Origin of the sequence: Streptomyces sp. SPB162, from assembly GCF_029504575.1 — a bacterium.
Classification (GTDB): domain Bacteria; phylum Actinomycetota; class Actinomycetes; order Streptomycetales; family Streptomycetaceae; genus Actinacidiphila.
Genome location: NZ_JAQFII010000001.1, coordinates 5,703,424 through 5,721,342, shown reverse-complemented (window position 1 = coordinate 5,721,342; position 17,919 = coordinate 5,703,424). Strand labels below are relative to the sequence as shown.

13 protein-coding genes, 3 pseudogenes and 1 riboswitch are annotated in these 17,919 nt (G+C 70.7%); of the genes and pseudogenes, 8 read left to right on the top strand and 8 right to left on the bottom strand.

What is annotated here, in order from left to right; genetic code table 11:
* Positions 1–15 precede the first annotated feature (15 nt).
* Positions 16–1,047, top strand: a pseudogene (locus M2266_RS25980) (adenosine deaminase); the annotation flags it as partial.
* A 3-nt stretch (positions 1,048–1,050) separates the two neighbouring features.
* On the top strand, positions 1,051–1,800 hold the full coding sequence (locus M2266_RS25975) for a glycerophosphodiester phosphodiesterase (protein ID WP_277441357.1): 750 nt from the start codon (positions 1,051–1,053) through the stop codon (positions 1,798–1,800).
* On the opposite strand, the pseudogene M2266_RS25970 reads toward M2266_RS25975, so the two are convergent.
* Positions 1,742–2,912: pseudogene (locus M2266_RS25970) on the bottom strand (spermidine/putrescine ABC transporter substrate-binding protein). The gene M2266_RS25975 and the pseudogene M2266_RS25970 overlap by 59 nt on opposite strands.
* 147 nt (positions 2,913–3,059) lie before the next feature.
* Positions 3,060–4,496, bottom strand: a complete 1,437-nt coding sequence (locus tag M2266_RS25965) for a gamma-aminobutyraldehyde dehydrogenase (protein ID WP_277440354.1) — start codon at positions 4,494–4,496, stop codon at positions 3,060–3,062.
* Between the two features lie 189 nt (positions 4,497–4,685).
* Between M2266_RS25965 and M2266_RS25960 the strand changes: the two genes are divergently transcribed.
* From M2266_RS25960 to M2266_RS25940, 5 genes are all read left to right on the top strand, one after another.
* Entirely contained in the window at positions 4,686–5,174 is a 489-nt protein-coding gene (locus M2266_RS25960) for an Lrp/AsnC family transcriptional regulator (RefSeq protein ID WP_277440353.1), read from the top strand.
* Positions 5,175–5,176: 2 nt separating this feature from the next.
* Positions 5,177–6,538 (top strand): aspartate aminotransferase family protein, encoded by a 1,362-nt coding sequence (locus M2266_RS25955; protein WP_277440352.1) that lies wholly within the window; start codon positions 5,177–5,179, stop codon positions 6,536–6,538.
* A gap of 226 nt (positions 6,539–6,764) precedes the next feature.
* Positions 6,765–7,493 (top strand): ATP-binding cassette domain-containing protein, encoded by a 729-nt coding sequence (locus M2266_RS25950; RefSeq protein ID WP_277440351.1) that lies wholly within the window; start codon positions 6,765–6,767, stop codon positions 7,491–7,493.
* Entirely contained in the window at positions 7,475–8,632 is a 1,158-nt protein-coding gene (locus tag M2266_RS25945) for a hypothetical protein (RefSeq protein ID WP_277440350.1), read from the top strand. Before M2266_RS25950 ends, M2266_RS25945 begins: the two co-directional genes overlap by 19 nt.
* A gap of 45 nt (positions 8,633–8,677) precedes the next feature.
* Complete coding sequence (locus M2266_RS25940; RefSeq protein WP_277440349.1) at positions 8,678–9,808, top strand: LOG family protein; 1,131 nt, start codon at positions 8,678–8,680, stop codon at positions 9,806–9,808.
* Here M2266_RS25940 and M2266_RS25935 read toward each other — a convergent pair.
* The 4 genes from M2266_RS25935 to rlmN form a co-directional block, all read right to left on the bottom strand.
* Entirely contained in the window at positions 9,798–10,835 is a 1,038-nt protein-coding gene (locus M2266_RS25935; RefSeq protein ID WP_277440348.1) for an ABC transporter ATP-binding protein, read from the bottom strand. The two genes, M2266_RS25940 and M2266_RS25935, sit on opposite strands and share 11 nt — an antisense overlap.
* On the bottom strand, positions 10,836–12,455 hold the full coding sequence (locus tag M2266_RS25930; protein WP_277441356.1) for an iron ABC transporter permease: 1,620 nt from the start codon (positions 12,453–12,455) through the stop codon (positions 10,836–10,838).
* A gap of 44 nt (positions 12,456–12,499) precedes the next feature.
* Positions 12,500–13,594: a thiamine ABC transporter substrate-binding protein gene (locus M2266_RS25925; protein WP_277440347.1), complete on the bottom strand. Its 1,095-nt coding sequence runs from the start codon at positions 13,592–13,594 to the stop codon at positions 12,500–12,502.
* A riboswitch (TPP riboswitch) is annotated at positions 13,589–13,708 on the bottom strand. It overlaps the preceding gene by 6 nt.
* Positions 13,709–13,755: 47 nt before the next feature.
* Complete coding sequence (gene rlmN / locus M2266_RS25920) at positions 13,756–14,862, bottom strand: 23S rRNA (adenine(2503)-C(2))-methyltransferase RlmN (protein WP_277440346.1); 1,107 nt, start codon at positions 14,860–14,862, stop codon at positions 13,756–13,758.
* A 133-nt stretch (positions 14,863–14,995) separates the two neighbouring features.
* Here rlmN and M2266_RS25915 point away from each other — a divergent pair, with 133 nt between their 5' ends.
* Complete coding sequence (locus M2266_RS25915; RefSeq protein WP_277440345.1) at positions 14,996–16,189, top strand: HNH endonuclease; 1,194 nt, start codon at positions 14,996–14,998, stop codon at positions 16,187–16,189.
* 39 nt (positions 16,190–16,228) lie between these two features.
* Here the strand turns inward: M2266_RS25915 and M2266_RS25910 are convergent.
* Both M2266_RS25910 and frr read right to left on the bottom strand, forming a co-directional pair.
* Positions 16,229–17,210, bottom strand: a pseudogene (locus M2266_RS25910) (phosphatidate cytidylyltransferase).
* Positions 17,211–17,330: 120 nt separating this feature from the next.
* A complete protein-coding gene (gene frr / locus M2266_RS25905) occupies positions 17,331–17,888 on the bottom strand; it encodes a ribosome recycling factor (RefSeq protein ID WP_269273760.1) in 558 nt (185 codons plus the stop codon).
* Positions 17,889–17,919: the final 31 nt, after the last annotated feature.

The window sequence follows — 17,919 nt, the reverse complement described above, 5'->3', positions numbered from 1 at the left end:
TGCTGGAGGATCCGCATGACCGACACCGCAACCGGACGTGTACCCGGCCTCGAAAGCTTCATCGCCGGACTACCCAAAGCCGAGCTGCATGTCCACCATGTCGGATCCGCCTCGCCGAGGATCGTCGCGGAACTGGCCGCGCGGCACCGGGACTCCCGGGTTCCCAGCGACCCCGCCGCGCTCGCCGAGTACTTCACCTTCCGCGACTTCGCGCACTTCATCGACGTGTACCTGTCCGTCGTCGACCTGATCCGGGACGCCGAGGACGTGCGGCTGCTGACCTTCGAGGTCGCCCGTGACATGGCCCGGCAGAACATCCGGTACGCCGAGCTGACCGTCACCCCGTACTCCTCCACCCGCCGCGGCATCCCGGACCGCGCCTTCGTCGAGGCGATCGAGGACGCCCGCAAGGCCGCCGAGTCCGAACTCGGGGTCGTGCTGCGCTGGTGCTTCGACATCCCCGGCGAGGCGGGTCTCGCCTCCGCCGAGGAGACCGCGCGGATCGCGACCGAGCTGCGGCCGGACGGGCTGGTCAGCTTCGGGCTCGGCGGCCCCGAGATCGGCGTGCCGCGCCCGCAGTTCAAGCCGTACTTCGACCGCGCCCGCGCGATCGGCCTGCACAGCGTCCCGCACGCCGGCGAGACCACCGGCCCCGAGACCGTCTGGGACGCGATCAACCTGCTCGGCGCCGAGCGGATCGGCCACGGCACCAGCTCGGTCCGGGATCCGCGGCTGCTGGAGCACCTGGCCGAGCACCGCATCGCGCTGGAGGTCTGCCCGACCTCCAACATCGCGACCCGCGCGGTCCGCACGCTGGAGGAGCACCCGCTGCGGCAGATGGTCGAGGCCGGTGTCCTCGTCACCGTCAACAGCGACGACCCGCCGATGTTCGGCACCGACCTCAACAACGAGTACGCGATCGCCGCGCGCCTGCTGGACCTGGACGCGCCCGGCGTCGCCGCGCTGGCGAAGAACGCCGTCGAGGCGTCCTTCCTCGACGCGCCGGGCAAGGCCCGGCTCGCCGCCGAGATCGACGCGTACACGGCGGGCGTGGCGGTAGCGGTCGCCCACCGCGGCGACCCGTACCGGCACCGGGAGAACACGCTGCCGTCGCTGCGTTCCGCCCTGCGGGCGGGCGCCGACGCGGTGGAGATCGACGTACGCCTCACCCGCGACGGCGTCCCCGTGCTCCTGCACGATCCGACGCTGAAGCGGTTGTGGGGGCACCGGATCCCCGTGGCCGAACTCACCGCCGAGCAGGTGCGGCGGCTCACGGCCGACGGCGTGCCGACACTGCACGACGCGCTGACGGCCGTCACCAAGCACGGCACCGCCCGCGCGCTGCTCGACCTGACCAACCCGGACCAGGCCGCGGCGTCGGTGGCCACCGTGCGGGACGCGGGGGCCGAGTCCCAGGCTTACTACTGCGGCGCGGTCGAGGCCATGTTCGCCGTGCGGCGGCACGACCCGGCCGCCGAGATCGCCCTGACCTGGACGACCTCGGCGCTGCCCGCGCCGGCGCTGCTCGACGCCGTCCGCCCGCGCTGGATCAATTTGCGGTTCGGCCTCATCGATCCGCCGCTGGTCCGCTGGGCGCGCGAGCGGGAACTGCTCGTCGCGGCCTGGACCGCCGACCTGCGGCGCACCATGGCACGGCTGCTCGACCTGCGGGTGGACTCGATCACCACCAACCGTCTGGACGTGCTGCGCGAACTCCTGGACGGCGCGTCCGAGCCCGGGGTCACAGGCCCACGATCAGGTTCCACCGGTCCTCGAACTCCGGGCGCTCCTCCGGCGTGATGTCGCGGGCCACGACGAGTCGCCCGCGCATCTCGTCGTCCGGGAAGATCAGCGGGTCCTCGGCCAGGGCGGCGGTCTCCTCGTCCTTGGACGAGGCGAGCACGTCGCGCGCGGCCGGCACCGGGCAGACGTAGTTGACGTAGGCGGCGAGCTCCGCCGCGACCTCGGGGTCGTAGTAGTGGTCGACGAGCGCCTCGGCGTTGCGCTTGTGCTCGGCCAGGTTCGGGATCATCAGGCTCTCGGCCCACAGCTCCGCGCCCTCCTGGGGCACCACGAACTCGATGTCCGGGTTGTCGGACTGCAGCTGGACGACGTCGCCCGAGTACGCCTGGCAGGCCAGCACGTCGCCGGAGGACAGGTCCTTGGTGTAGTCGTTCCCGGTGAAGCGCCGGATCTGCTTACTGCGCACCAGCGAGGCGACCTGGTCCGTCATCCGGTGGAAGTCGTCGGCGGTCCACTTCGCGACGTCGACGCCCTGCCCCTGCATGAGCAGCGCGAACGCCTCGTCCATCCCGGACAGCAGCGTCACCTTGCTTGAGGTCCGGGGCCCACAGGTCCGACACGTGCTGGATCTCGCGGCCCAGCGCCTTCTTGTTGTAGGCGATGCCGGTGATCCCGGACTGCCAGGGCACGGCGAACCGGCGGCCGCGGTCGAAGGCGGGGTCGCGCAGCAGCGGGTCCAGGTACTTCGTGACGTTGGGCTGGCGGGCGCGGTCCATCTCCTGCACCCAGCCGAGGCGTACGTACCGCGCGGACATCCAGTCGCTGACGACGATCAGGTCGCGGCCGATGTCCTGGTGGTTCATCAGGGCCGGGCTGATCTTCCCGAAGAACTCGTCGTTGTCGTTGATCTCCTCGGTGTACTGGACCTTGATCCCGGTCCGCGCGGTGAACGCGTCCAGTGTCGGCCGCTGCTGCGCGTTCTTCTCGTCCACGTCGATGTAGAGCGGCCAGTTCGCGAAGTTCAGCCTCTTGTCCTGCGCCGAGCGGTCGCGTGCCGCCCGGTCCGCCGCGGCTATGTGCGCCGGCGGTACGCCGCATGCCGAGGCGGCTGCCAGCAGCCCTGCCAGCCCGAATCCACGCAGCACCGAACGACGGGAGAGATCACTCATGCGGCACACCCTCCCTTCCGCCGGCCGCCCGGGGCAACGAGCGATCCGTCAGCCGTACCCCCCACCTGCCTGACACTGTGTCGCGCGGCCGGGACGCGCACCGGCCCCGGACGCGACCTGCGCGTCCGGGGCCGGTGTCCGCGAGGATCAGCCGTCGAGCGACGTCATGACGTGCTTGACGCGGGTGTAGTCCTCGAAGCCGTACGCGGAGAGGTCCTTGCCGTAGCCGGACTTCTTGAACCCGCCGTGCGGCATCTCGGCGACCAGCGGGATGTGGGTGTTGATCCACACGCAGCCGAAGTCGAGGCGCTTGGACATCCGCATCGCGCGGCCGTGGTCCTTGGTCCACACCGAGGAGGCGAGGGCGAAGTCGACGCCGTTGGCGTAGTCGACGGCCTGGTCCTCGTCGGTGAAGGGCTGGATGGTGATGACCGGCCCGAAGACCTCGTTCTGGATGATCTCGTCGTCCTGCTTCAGGCCGGAGACGACGGTCGGGGCGTAGAAGTAGCCCTTCTCGCCGACGCGGTGGCCGCCCGCCTCGACCTTGGCGTGCGCGGGCAGCCGCTCGATGAAGCCGCTGACCTGGGCGAGCTGGTTGGCGTTGTTGAGCGGGCCGTAGAGCACGTCCTCGTCGTCCGCGGCGCCGGTCTTGGTGTCGGCGGCGGCCTTGGCGAGCGCGGTGGTGAACTCGTCGTGGATCGACTCGTGGACCAGCACGCGGGTGGCGGCCGTACAGTCCTGGCCGGCGTTGAAGTAGCCCGCGACCGCGATGTCCTCGACGGCCTTGGCGATGTCGGCGTCGCCGAAGACCACGACGGGCGCCTTGCCGCCGAGCTCCAGGTGGACGCGCTTGACGTCCTTGGCGGCGCTCTCCGCGACCTGCATGCCGGCGCGGACGGAGCCGGTGATGGAGGCCATCGCCGGGACCTTGTGCTCGACCATGGCGCGGCCGGTGTCGCGGTCGCCGCAGACGACGTTGAAGACGCCCTTGGGCAGCACCTCGCCGAGGATCTCGGCGAGCAGCACCGTCGAGGCGGGGGTGGTGTCGGACGGCTTGAGGACGACCGTGTTGCCCGCGGCGATCGCCGGGGCGAACTTCCAGACGGCCATCATCATCGGGTAGTTCCACGGCGCAACCTGCGCGCAGACGCCGACCGGCTCGCGGCGGACGATGGAGGTCATGCCCTCCATGTACTCGCCGGCCGAGCGGCCTTCGAGCATCCGGGCCGCACCCGCGAAGAAGCGGATCTGGTCGACCATCGGCGGCAGTTCCTCGCTGGCGGTGAGGCCGAGCGGCTTACCGGTGTTCTCGCTCTCCACGGCGACCAGCTCGTCCGCCCGTGCCTCGATCGCGTCGGCGGCCTTCAGCAGGGCGCGCTGGCGGGCCGCCGGCGTGGCGTCGCGCCAGGCGGGGAAAGCAGCCTCGGCGGCGGCCATCGCGGCGTCGACGTCGGCGGCGGCGGAGAGCGGCGCGGTGGCGTAGACCTCACCGGTGGCCGGATTGACCACGTCCGTGGTCCGCCCGTCGGCGGCGTCGCGGAACTCTCCATTGATGTAGTTGCGCAGACGCTTGAGCTCGCTCACTGCACCTCTCCTGTCCTGTGTCCGATGGGTGAGACGCTTCCAGAGTAATCGAGCCTAGCCGCACCACTGCCGTGTTCGACATACCCAACTCTCCAGAACGATGGAATCAGTGAGATTTGAGCACCGGAACCACGAATTTCATCGTTCGGGGGTTGCGGGACCGTCGACCTCTCCTGCACAGTGGGACTCGTGGCCACTCGTAGTACGGATCCGAAGAACCCCAACGGCTCCGGAGTGCTCGACTCCGTCTCCAAGGCGATCATCGAGCAGCTCCAGGAGGACGGGCGCAGGCCCTACGCCGCGATCGGCAAGGCCGTGGGCCTCTCCGAGGCGGCCGTGCGGCAGCGCGTCCAGAAGCTGCAGGACCAGGGCGTCATGCAGATCGTCGCCGTGACCGACCCGCTCACCGTCGGCTTCCGCCGGCAGGCGATGGTCGGCATCAACGTCGAGGGGGACATCGAGCCCGTCGCCGACGCCCTCGCCGAAATGGGCGAGGTCGAGTACGTCGTCATCACCGCGGGTTCGTTCGATCTGCTGATCGAGATCGTCTGCGAGGACGACGACCACCTGCTGGAAATGATCAACAAGCGGATCCGCGCGCTGCCCGGCGTGCGGACCACCGAGAGTTTCGTTTACCTGAAGCTCCGGAAGCAGACCTACACCTGGGGAACCAGATAGCCATGAACGCGGACCTCTCGAAGACCGCGTACGACCACCTGTGGATGCACTTCACCCGCATGTCGTCGTACGAGAACGCCCCTGTGCCGACCATCGTGCGCGGCGAGGGCACGTACATCTACGACGACAAGGGCAAGAAGTACCTCGACGGCCTCTCCGGGCTGTTCGTGGTCAACGCCGGTCACGGCCGCCACGAGCTCGCCGAGACCGCGTACAAGCAGGCCCAGGAGCTGGCCTTCTTCCCGATCTGGTCGTACGCCCACCCCAAGGCCGTGGAACTGGCCGAGCGGCTGGCGAACTACGCCCCCGGCGACCTGAACAAGGTCTTCTTCACCACCGGCGGCGGCGAGGCGGTCGAGACCGCCTGGAAGCTCGCCAAGCAGTACTTCAAGCTCACGGGTGAGCCGACCAAGTACAAGGTCATCTCCCGCGCCGTCGCGTACCACGGCACCCCGCAGGGCGCCCTGTCGATCACCGGTCTGCCGGCCCTCAAGGCGCCGTTCGAGCCGCTGGTCCCCGGTGCGCACAAGGTGGTCAACACCAACATCTACCGCGCCCCGCTCTTCGGCGACGACCCGGAGGCCTTCGGCCGGTACTGCGCCGACCAGATCGAGCAGGAGATCCTGTTCGAGGGCCCGGAGACCGTGGCCTGCGTCTTCCTGGAGCCGGTGCAGAACGCCGGCGGCTGCTTCCCGCCGCCGCCCGGGTACTTCCAGCGGGTCCGCGAGATCTGCGACAAGTACAACGTGTTGCTCGTCTCCGACGAGGTCATCTGCGCCTTCGGCCGCCTCGGCACCATGTTCGCGTGCGACAAGTTCGACTACGTCCCGGACATGATCACCTGCGCCAAGGGCATGACGTCGGGCTACTCCCCGATCGGCGCCTGCATCATCTCCGACAAGCTCGCCGAGCCGTTCTACAAGGGCGAGAACACCTTCCTGCACGGCTACACGTTCGGCGGCCACCCGGTCTCCGCGGCCGTCGGCCTCACGAACCTCGACATCTTCGAGCGCGAGGGCCTCAACCAGCACGTGCTCGACAACGAGGACGCGTTCTTCAACACGCTGAAGAAGCTGCACGACCTGCCGATCGTCGGTGACGTCCGCGGCAACGGCTTCTTCTACGGCATCGAGCTCGTCAAGGACAAGGTCACCAAGGAGTCCTTCACGGACGAGGAGACCGAGCGCGTCCTGTACGGCTTCCTGTCGAAGGCGCTCTTCGAGAACGGCCTGTACTGCCGGGCCGACGACCGTGGCGACCCGGTCGTCCAGCTCGCGCCGCCGCTGATCTCCACCCAGGAGACCTTCGACGAGATCGAGGGCATCCTGCGCGCCGTCCTCACCGAGGCGTGGACCAAGCTCTGACCGCTGCGCGGTGATTCCCCCCGGCGCGCCGGGCGACCCCTTCCGGGGCCCGCCCGGCGCGCCGCGGCGTTTCGCGGACTTCTCGGGGATGCGGCCGTCCGGGGGACCCGGGCGCCGTGCCTCACCCGACCTGGCCCGGAAAATCCTTAGCCTGCCAACGCAGTGACCGCTCTCCCCCGCATTCGTTGACCGACCCAGGGGGAACGACTCGCGGAGGTAAGCGGCAATGGTGGCCCCGCCCGACAACGACGTGCTCTGGGCCCGCGCCCTGCGCCACTCCATCCAGGGATCCCCCGCGCTGCTCGGCGTCTCGCTGGGGGTGCGCAAGGGCGAGATCCTCGCCCTGCTGGGACCGCGCGGCTCCGGCAAGTCCACCCTGCTGCGCTGCCTGGCCGGGCAGTTGCTGCCCGACCAGGGAGAGGTGTGGTTCAACAGCGCGCCGGTGCACACCCTCCCGCTCGCAGCGCGCGAGCGGCTGCGCCGCGACCGCTTCGGTTGGATCGGCGGCACCCCGCAGCTGCTGCCGGAACTCACCGCCCGGGAGAACGCCGCCCTGCCCCTGCTGCTCCGCGGCATGTCGCACCGCGCGGCCAAGAGGACCGCGCAGGAGTGGCTGGACCGTCTGGACGTCGGCTCGCTGGCCCGCAAACGGCCCGCGGAGCTGCTCCAGGCGCAGCGCCAGCGGGTGGCCATCGCCCGCGCGCTGGTCACCCTCCCCGACGTGATCTTCGCCGACGAGCCCACCGCGCCGCTGCATCGCGCGGACCGCGCCCAGATCCTGCGGACGCTCACCAGCGCCGCCCGCTCGCACGACATCACCGTGCTGCTCGCCACCATCGAACCCGAGGTCGCCGCCTCGGCCGACCGGATCTTCACCATCGTCGACGGCCGGCCGGCGGCCGCCATGCCCACTCAGGACCGGGAGGGTGCCGCGTCGTGCTCAGCCTCCGTGTAGCCCGCGGATCCGTCCCCTCGGTCCTGCTCCGCCGGCTGCTGGTGACCGTCGCGGCCGGGGGCACCGGCTTCCTGCTGCTGGCCGCGCTCGGCTACGCCCTGGGCCACCCCGGCGACCCTGCGGCGTCCAGCGCCCGGCTCGCCTGGTGCGCGGTCCCGTTCGCGGTCGCCGTGCAGCTCTCGGTGGCCGTCTCCAGGGCCGAGCCCACGGGGCGGCTGCACTCCGGGCTCGCCGCGGTCGGACTCGGCCGCAACGTGGTACCGCTGCTGGCCGCCGCGACCACCGCGCTGTCCTGCGCGCTGGGCAGCACCATCGCCCTGGTGGTCTACCTGCGGCTGCGCGGCACGGCCGTCGAAGCGCTCGGCCCGGAGCTCCCGCTGCCCTTCGCGGGCGCGCTGGTACTGCTCGCCGCCGTACCGGTGCTCGCCGCGGCCGCCAGCGCCGCCTTCCTGTGGCCGCGCGGGACCGCCCCCTCGGGCCCCGCGTCCGCCGACGCGGAAGACCCGGACGCGCTCTCCGCGGTCACCGCCCCCGCCGGCCTGCCGTGGGGAGCCGCCCTCACGGCCATCGGCCTCGCCATCGAGGTGACCGCCGACGACCTGCGGCACTCGACCGCGACCGACCTGATGCCGCTGCCCGGCGGCCTCGGCAGCGCCGCCCCCACCGTTCTGGCCGGCTGGGCGCTGATCGCGGCCGGCATGATCCTGGCCGGCCCGGCGGTCGTCTACGCCTGCGGACGCCTGCTGGCCGCCGTGCGTCCCGGCGCCCTGCGGCTGCTCGCCGGCCGCGCCCTCCAGGAGGAGGCGGACCGGATCGGGCGGCCGATCGGCGTGCTGTGCGCCATCACCGCCGGGGGGCTGGCCGCGTCGCAGCTCTACGGCACCGGCGACCGGAGGCTCGGCCCACTCACCGGCTTCGCCGCCGCCCTGATCGTCCTGTGCGCGCTCGCGACGGTGCTCACCGCCGCACTCGAAGCCCGGCGCACCCGCGAGCACTCCACCGCCGCCCTCGTCCAACTCGGCGCCTCCGCGCGCCTGCTGCGCGGCGCCGTCGGCCTGCGCTGCGCGACGGTGCTGGCAGTGGTCGTCCCGGTGACCGCCCTCATCGCGCAACTCGCGGCCTCGCCGCTGGGGGTCTGAGCCGTGCCGCGGCCGGGATGACGGGACAGCCCTTAGGGTTCACCCGTGCTGACCGATACCACGCCGCACAGCGGCGCCCCTGACCGCGAGATCGAATCACCCGAGGAGTTCGACCGGGTGGCCGCCACCGGCTCGCTCGCCGGATACCGCCTGCAGGCCGTCGACCTGACGGACCGTACCGCCGCGCTGCTGGCCCTGGACCCGGCGGAGGCGGTGTTCCTCGGCTGCCCCATGGAGCCCGAGGCCCTCGCCCATGTGCGGGCGCGCGGGGCGATGGTCTTCCCGCCGGTCCCGTACCTGCCGTTCGATCCGTACCGCGGCTCGCTGTACACACCGCAGTCGCTCTACGACGGGCTGGCCGCGGGGTACGCGACGACGCCGGACGCCCGCGCCTACGAGTGGCTCCAGCGGACCCGGGCGGACGGCGACATACTCGCGTCAATGCTGCGGAGCATCCACGACGACGCCGTCTCGGACGCGCTCGACGAACTCCTCACCGGCGAGCGGGTGGTCGGCGTGATGGGCGGCCACGCCATGGAGCGCGGCAACGACGCGTACGCGGGCGCCGCCCTCCTCGGCCGGACGCTGGCCCGCTCGGGGCTGACCGTCGCCACCGGGGGCGGCCCCGGCGCCATGGAGGCGGCGAACCTGGGCGCTTACACGGCCCCGTTCGCGGACGAGGTGCTCGGCGAGGCGCTGCGCACGGTGGCGAAGGCGCCCCTGTTCACACCGTCGATCGGCGACTGGGCGTCGGCCGCGTTCGCCGTCCGGGAGCGCTGGCCGGACGGCGGCACGTCCGTAGGCGTCCCGACGTGGTTCTACGGCCACGAGCCGCCGAACGCGTTCGCCTCGCACATCGCCAAGTACTTCGCCAACGCGATCCGCGAGGACGGCCTGCTGGCCCGCTGCACCGCGGGCGTGGTCTTCCTGCCGGGCGCGGCCGGCACCGTCCAGGAGATCTTCGACAACGCGACGCCGAACTACTACGGGTCCCGGGGCGTCCCGACCCCGATGGTGCTGGTGAACCGCGAGCACTGGACCCGTGACCTGCCCACCTGGCCCCTGCTCCAGGCGCTGGCGAAGGACCGCCCCATGGCGGCCCGTATCGCCCTGGTCGACTCCGTCGACGAGGCCCCGGACGCACTGGCCCGGCTCACGGCAGCCGCTACGGGCTGAGGACCACGACGTCCTGAGCGCTGAACGTGACGCCCACCTCGGTGCCGGTCTCCGGCGCGTCCCGCAGCGAGCAGGCCGCCTCGAGCGGCGGTCCGTCCGCCGGGCGCAGCAGCAGGGTGACGAGGTCGCCGCGGAACGTCCTGGCCGTCACCGTGCAGGGCAGCCCGTCGCGGACGCCGGTCAGCCGCACCCCGGCGGGGCGGACCAGCAGCCGGCACGCCCCCTGGGGCGCGCCCGGCTGCACCGGCACCTTGCCCCACGGGGTGTCGGCCGCCTCGCCGAGCACGGTCGCCCCGACGACGTTGTCGAAGCCGAGGAAGCGGGCCACGAACTCGGACGCGGGCCGCTGCCACACCTCCAGCGGGGTGCCGCTCTGCGCGATCAGGCCGTCGCGCATGACCACGACGCGGTCGGCGAGCGCGAACGCCTCGCCCTGGTCGTGGGTGACGGCCAGCACGGTCGTGCCGAGCCGTGCGAACAGCCGGCGCAGTTCGACGACGAGCCGCTCGCGCAGTCCCCGGTCGAGCTGGCCGAGCGGCTCGTCCAGCATCAGTAGTTTCGGCTCGGGGGCCAGCGCGCGGGCCAGCGCCACGCGCTGCTGCTCACCGCCGGAGAGCGCGGCGATCGCGCGCCGCTGTGCGCCGGGCAGGCCCACCATGTCGAGCAGCCGGGAGACCGTGCGCTCCGCCTCGTCGCGGCGCGTCCCGCGCATCCGCAGTCCGAAGGCGACGTTGCCGCCGACGTCCCGCTGCGGGAAGAGCTGGTGGTCCTGGAACATCAGGCCCAGGCCGCGCCGGTGGGTGGGAACGCCCGCCTGGTCGCGGCCGTCCAGCAGCACCCGGCCGGCGTCGACCGCCTGCAGCCCGGCCACCGCGCGCAGCAGGGTGGACTTGCCGCTGCCGCTGGGGCCCAGGACGCACACCGTCTCGTGCGCGGCGACCTCCAGGTCCACGGCGTCCAGCGCCGCGTGCTTCCCGAAGCGGACCGTCACGGCGTCGAGCCGCAGGAGTGGAGTCGAGGACGTCATCTAGAACTCTCCTGATCCTGAACGGTCGGTGCGCAGCCGCTCCAGTGCCAGCAGCGCGCCCGCGCACACCAGCATCAGGACGGTGCTCAGAGCCATCGCCTGCCCGTAGTTGAGCTCCCCGGCGCGTCCGAGGAGCCGGGCCACCGCCACCGGCAGGGTCGGGTTGTCGGGTCGCGCGATGAAGACGGTCGCGCCGAACTCGCCGAGCGAGACGGCGAACGCGAAGCCCGCCGCGATCAGCAGCGCGCGCCGCACCAGCGGCAGGTCCACCTCGCGCCAGGCCCGCCACGGCGAGGCGCCCAGCACCGCCGCCGCCTCACGCAGCCGCTGGTCGACCGCGCGCAGCACGGGCAGCATCGTGCGGACCACGAACGGCACACCCACCAGGGCCTGCGCGAGCGGCACCAGCAGCCACGTCGACCGCAGGTCCAGCGGGGGCTCGTCGAGGGTGATGAGGAAGCCGAACCCGACGGTCACCGCGGACGTGCCCAGCGGCAGCATCAGCAGCGCGTCGAAGCCGCGCACCAGTCTGCCGGCGCGCCGGGTGAGCGCGGCGGCGGCGAGGCCGCCCACCAGCAGCGCGATGAGCGTGGCCACCGCCGCGTACTCCAGGGAGTTCCCGACCGCTTCGATCGGCGCGACGACGAACGTTCCGCCGGTCTCGGGGACCTTCAGCAACGCCCGGTAGAAGGCGAGGCCGTAGCCGTCGGGACCGTCCAGCGAACGCGTCACCAGGACGCCGAGCGGCACCAGGATCAGCAGGACGATCACGGCCAGCACCGCCCACAGCAGCGCCCACTGGGCGGCGCCGCGCGGGCGGCGCGAGGTGTGGGCGGCGTCGACGAGCCGCAGCGTGCTCTCCCGGCGGCGCACCGTCCACGCGTGCAGCGCGAGGATCGTGGCGACCGCCGCGAACTGCACCAGCGTGAGCACCGCGGCCGTCGGCAGATCGAGGAACTGCGCGGTCTGCTGGTAGATCTCCACTTCGAGCGTGGAGTACTTCGGGCCGCCGAGGATCTGGATCACGCCGAAGGACGTGAAGGTGAAGAGGAAGACCATCAGCGAGGCCGCGGCCACGGCCGGCCCCAGGGCCGGCAGTGTCACCCGGCGCCACGCCTCGAAGCGGCCGGCGCCCAGGACCCGCGCGGCCTCCTCCTGGCGCGGGTCGAGCTGGGACCACAGCCCGCCGACGGACCGGACGACCACGCCGAAGTTGAAGAAGACGTGCGCGAGCAGGATCGCCCAGACGGTGGTGTCCAGCCGCACACCCCACAGGTCGTCGAGCAGGCCGCCGCGGCCCAGCAGCGCCAGGAACGCCGATCCGACCACGACCGTGGGCAGCACGAACGGCACCGCCACCACCGCCCGCAACAGCCGCTTGCCGGGAAACTCGAAGCGGGCGAAGACGTACGCCGCCGGCAGCGCGACCAGCAGCGTCAGCCCGGTCGACACGACCGCCTGCCACGCGGTGAACCACAGCACCCGCAGGATCTCCGGGTCGGTCAGCACCTCGCCGATCCGGCCCAACCGCCACCGGCCGCCGTCCCGCAGGCCGCGGGTGACGATGGCGGCCACCGGATAGGCGAAGAAGACCGCGAAGAACGCGGTGGGCACGGCCATCAGGCCGAGCCGCACCGCGGCGGCGCGCGGGAACCGACCGGTGGCTACTTGAGAACGAGCGAGGACCATGCCTTGACCCACTGGTCACGGTTCTTGGCGATCTCGTCGGGCGCCACGGTGGGCGGGGTGTCGATCTTCACGCCGTACTTGGTGAACTCGGCGGGCAGCGCCGCGTCCTGCCGGGCCGGGTTCACGAACATCTGCAGCGGCATGTCCTGCTGGAACGTCTTGCTCAGCAGGAAGTCCAGCAGCGCCTTGCCGCCCGCGTCGTTCGTGCCGCCCTTGAGCAGCCCCGCGAACTCGATCTGCCGGAAGCACGTGCCGGTCGCGACGCCGGTCGGCCCCTGCGCCGGCTGCGGCTTGACGCCCAGCACCTCGGCGGGCGGGCTGGAGGCGTACGAGACGACGAGCGGCTTGTCGCCCTTGCCCTTGCCGCCGGCCGAGCCGGAGAAGCGGTCGTTGTACGCCTGCTCCCAGCCGTCGACGACCTCGACGCCATTGGCCTTGAGCTTCTTCCAGTACTCCTGCCAGCCGTCGGCGCCGTACTTCGCGATCGTGCCGAGCTGGAAGGCGAGGCCCGGGGAGGACGTCGCCGCGTTCTCCGTGACCAGCAGGTTCTTGTACTCCGGCTTGACCAGGTCGTCGAAGGTCGCCGGCACGGCCAGCTTGTGCTCGTCGAAGTACTTGCGGTCGTAGTTGACGCAGACGTCGCCGGAGTCGATCGGGGTGACCCGGTGCTTCGCCTTGTCGAGCTGCAGCGCGGCCGGGACCTGGTCCAGGCCCTTGGCCTCGTACGGCGTGAACAGGTCGTTGTCGAGGGCCCTCGACAGCAGCGTGTTGTCGACACCGAAGAAGACGTCGCCCTGCGGGTGCCCCTTCGACAGGATCGCCTGGTTGACGGCCGCTCCCGCGTCACCGCCGGCCAGCACCTTGACGGTGTAGCCGGTCTGCTGGGTGAACGCCTTGAGCACGGCCGGCGAGGCCGCGAAGGAGTCATGGCTGACGAGGGTGACGGTCTTGGACGTCGCCGCCTTCGCGCCGTCGGCCTTGTCGTCGGAGCCGCCGCAGGCGGCGAGCGCCGTCGCGCCGAGGGCGGTGGCCACGACGGCCGTCGCGGCGCGCCGAAGGTTGGTGTTCATGAGCGGTTGACTCCCTACGCCGGCATTACCCGGATCAGGTCCGAGGGTCTGCGGCCGCACCGGCTTCGCCGGTGGCCGCACTCTCAGCGCTGGTGCGCTCCCCTGTCGGAAATGTTCATTTGTACGAATCTACGAGCGCCACGATAGCAGCGCGCCGGCCCTCAGCCTTCGGAGGCCGCCAGCTGCCCACACGCTCCGTCGATCTCGCTCCCACGTGTGTCACGAACGGTCACCGGCACGCCGTGCGACTCCAGCATCCGTACGAACGCCCGCTCGTCCTCGGGCCGCGACGCCGTCCACTTCGACCCGGGAGTCGGGTTGAGCGGGATGAGGTTCACATGCACGCGCTTGCCCTTGAGCAGCCGCCCGAGCAGGTCCGCCCGCCACGCCTGGTCGTTGATGTCCTTGATCAGCGCGTACTCGATGGAGATCCGCCGCCCGGACACCTCGGCATAGTGCCACGCGGCGTCCAGCACCTCGCGCACCTTCCACCGGGTGTTGACCGGCACCAGGGTGTCGCGCAGCTCGTCATCCGGAGCGTGCAGCGACACCGCGAGCCGGCACTTGAACCCCTCGTCGGCGAACCGCAGCATCGCGGGCACGAGCCCGACCGTCGACACGGTGATTCCCCGCTGCGACAGCCCCAACCCGTCCGGCTCCGGGTCCGTCAGCCTGCGGATCGACCCGATGACGCGGTTGTAGTTCGCCAGCGGCTCGCCCATGCCCATGAACACGATGTTGCTCAGCCGGGCAGGCCCACCGGGGATCTCACCGTCGCGCAGCGACTTCATCCCGGCCACGATCTGGTGCACGATCTCGGCCGTCGACAGGTTCCGATCGAGCCCCGCCTGCCCCGTCGCACAGAACGGACAGTTCATCCCGCACCCGGCCTGCGAACTGATGCACATGGTGACCCGATCCGGGTACCGCATCAGCACCGACTCGACGAGTGTCCCGTCGAACAGCCGCCACAGCGTCTTGCGCGTCGTGTCGTTGTCACAGCTGATGTGCCGCACGACCGACATCATCTCGGGCAGCAGCCCGTCCGCGAGCTTGTCGCGCGACGCCGCCGGAATATCCGTCCAGGCCGCGCGATCATCGTCATACCGCGCGAAGTAGTGCTGCGACAGCTGCTTCGCACGGAACGGCTTCTCGCCCAACTCGACAACGGCCTCCCGTCGCTCGGCAGGAGTCATGTCGGCGAGATGCCGCGGGGGCTTCTTGGCCCCACGCGGCACGGCAAAAGTAAGTTCTCCGGGTACAGGCATGGTCCTACCAGTGTCGCAGACGTCCCAGGTAGGTCGGGGACACCGTTCTTCTGACAGTTCTACCGAGGAACAGCGGGTGTCAGACCCGCCACGTACTGTCCTCCGTAAGTGGGCTCACCATGGAGGGGGAACCATGAGCACGGTTCTATCGGACGCCGATTCCGTCTTGAAGGCTGTTGAAGAGTTCAAGGCCAGCGGCCGTGACAGCTTCTTGAAGGAGCACGGCTTTTCACGAGCTCGTCAGTACTACCTGCAGCTCGACGGCCGCCTGTATGACGCTAAGGCGATTGCCAATGTGGCCTTTGGTGGCGGTCATCAGCGAGATGTAGCGGCTGCGCAAGTGATCAGCGGCGGTCGAGCCCGTAGCAACAAAATGCTGTCGGATCTTGGTTTCACCATCGTTGATGGCCGCCCTACGACGGTCGAGGGCGAGCTCGCCTGGCGCCTCGCCGTCTGGAAGCACCTGCAGGAGACCGAAGAAGACCTGACCCGCGTTTCTCCCAGCGCCTACCGCGCTTTCGACGCGTTCGCGGGAGGTCAAGGCATTTGGGTCGACAGCAAGCGCACCAGCCTCTTGCGTAAGGGCGGAATCACCGTGGGGGTGATGCACAGCGGTGAGCATTACCCGGACGATCTGAGCGAGGACGGCGCCCTCTACCAGTACCCGCTGACCCGGCGCCCCGCCGGGCGGGACGACTCCGAAATCGCCGCGACGAAAGCCGCAGCAGAGCTCGAGCTGCCGATCTTCGTCATAGCAAAGCCGACTCCGCAGTCCAACGTACGGATCGTTCAGCTCGCCTGGGTGGAAGGCTGGCAGGACGAAAGCAGGACCTTCCTCCTGACTTACGGCCAGTCCCCACCTCAGCAGATCCTGCGCGCGGACCATTCAGACGAGGTGCCGTTCACGCTGACGGGGAGCCGGAGCAGGCAGGCGCGACGCAATGTCCGCGTCCGCCCGGGGCAGGCGCGCTTTAAGCTCCAGGTTTTTCAGCGCTACTTCCCGCGCTGCCCACTTTCCGGCATCGCTGTACCGGAGATGCTGGAAGCGGCACACCTGCGTCCCGTTGCGCAGGACGGCACTGACGACCCGCGCAACGGTCTCCCACTGAACGCCGCGCTCCATCGAGCTTTTGACGCCCACCTCTTCGGCATCGAGCCGCACACGCTGTCGGTGATACCCCGACCCCAAGGCCCCACGCTCGAAGAGCTGGGGATCACGACGCCACACCTGCGCGATCTGCCACACCCACCTCGCCAAGAGGCCTTGGAGTGGCGCTACGCCGACTGGCTAGAGCGCATGCGCCTGAAAGACCAGCCGCTGCTCTGACACCTGGACAGGCGGGCTGGCCTCGGACCTGTACCGAGGTCAGCCCGTGCCCACGAAGATGACCAGGAGGAGCCAGACCACTGGGGCTGTGGGGAGGAGGGAGTCGAGGCGGTCCATGATGCCGCCGTGGCCGGGGAGGAGGGTGCCCATGTCCTTGATGCCCAGGTCGCGCTTGATCATGGATTCGCCCAGGTCGCCCAGGGTGGCGCTGACCGCGGCGACGAGGCCCAGGATCAGGCCCTGCCACCACTTGCCGCCGTCGATCAGGTACTGCATCGACAGGGCGCCGGCCGTCATGGCGAAGGCGATGGCGCCGAAGAGGCCGGCGCGGGTCTTGCCGGGGCTGATGCGGGGGGCGAGGAGGCGGCGGCCGAAGCGCCAGCCGACGGCGTAGGCGCCTGTGTCACTGATCACCGTGAGCAGCAGGAAGACGAGGACCCGCCAGGGGCCGTCGTCCGCGGCGAGCATCATCGACACGAAGGTGGCGAGGAAGGGCACGTAGAAGGCGGCGAAGATGCCCGCGGTGACATCCCGCAGGTAGTTCTCCGGCGGCTCGGTCATCCGCCACACGAGGATGGCGAGCGAGGTGAGGGCCACGGCGACCCACGCGCCCTCGGCGCCGCGCGCGTAGCCCGCCACGACCATGGCGACGCCGCCGACCACGAGGGGTACGAGCGGGATCCGGATTGCCTTCTTCTCGGCGAGCCGGGAGGTGAGCTCCCACAGGCCGACGACGACGGCGAGCGCCACCACGCCGACGAAGGCGGCCCTTGACGATGAAGAGCGACGCGACGATCACCGCGCCCATACCGACGCCGACCCCTATCGCGGCCGGCAGGTTGCGGCCTGCGGACTTCTTCACGGGCGGGACGGGTTCCGGTGACGGCTCAGGCGGCATACGACGAGTCTGCGCTGCGTCGAGCGCATCCTGCGCGAAACCCGCCGAGCCGTCGCCCGGTCCCCCCGCCGGCGCTTCCCAGTGGCCGGAGCGCGGCGTGGCACTCCAGGAGGAGTCGTTCACTGAGTTTCGCCTCGCGTTGTCGATCAGGACCAGGCGACCGGCCTGGTGTTCTGGCGGGGGGTGCGGGGGTCACCCCCCGGAAGAGAACGTCGGGTCGGACCGCCTGGTCGCAGCGGTGCGTCAGACCTCGAGCAGCTCGGCTTCCTTGTGCTTGAGCAGCTCGTCGATCTGGGCCGCGTACTTGCTCGTCGTGTCGTCGAGCTCCTTCTCGGCGCGGCGCACGTCGTCCTCACCGGACTCGCCGTCCTTGACGAGCTTGTCCAGCGTCTCCTTGGCCTTGCGGCGGACGGCGCGGATCGAGATCTTCGCGTCCTCGCCCTTGGTCCTGGCGACCTTGATGTAGTCCTTGCGGCGCTCCTCGGTCAGCTGCGGGAACACCACCCGGATGATGCGGCCGTCGTTGCTCGGGTTGACGCCGAGGTCGGAGTTGCGGATCGCCTCTTCGATGTTGCGCAGCGCGCTGACGTCGAAGGGGGAGACCACGGCCATCCGGGGCTCCGGCACCGAGAAGGAGGCCAGCTGGTTGATCGGCGTGATGGCGCCGTAGTACTCGGCCACGATCTTGTTGAACATCGCGGGGTGCGCACGGCCGGTGCGGATCGCGGCGAAGTCGTCCTTCGCGACGATGACGGCCTTCTCCATCTTCTCCTCGGCCTCGAGGAGGGTCTCTTCAATCACCATGTGCTCCTGGTTTTCAGAAGGCAGAGCC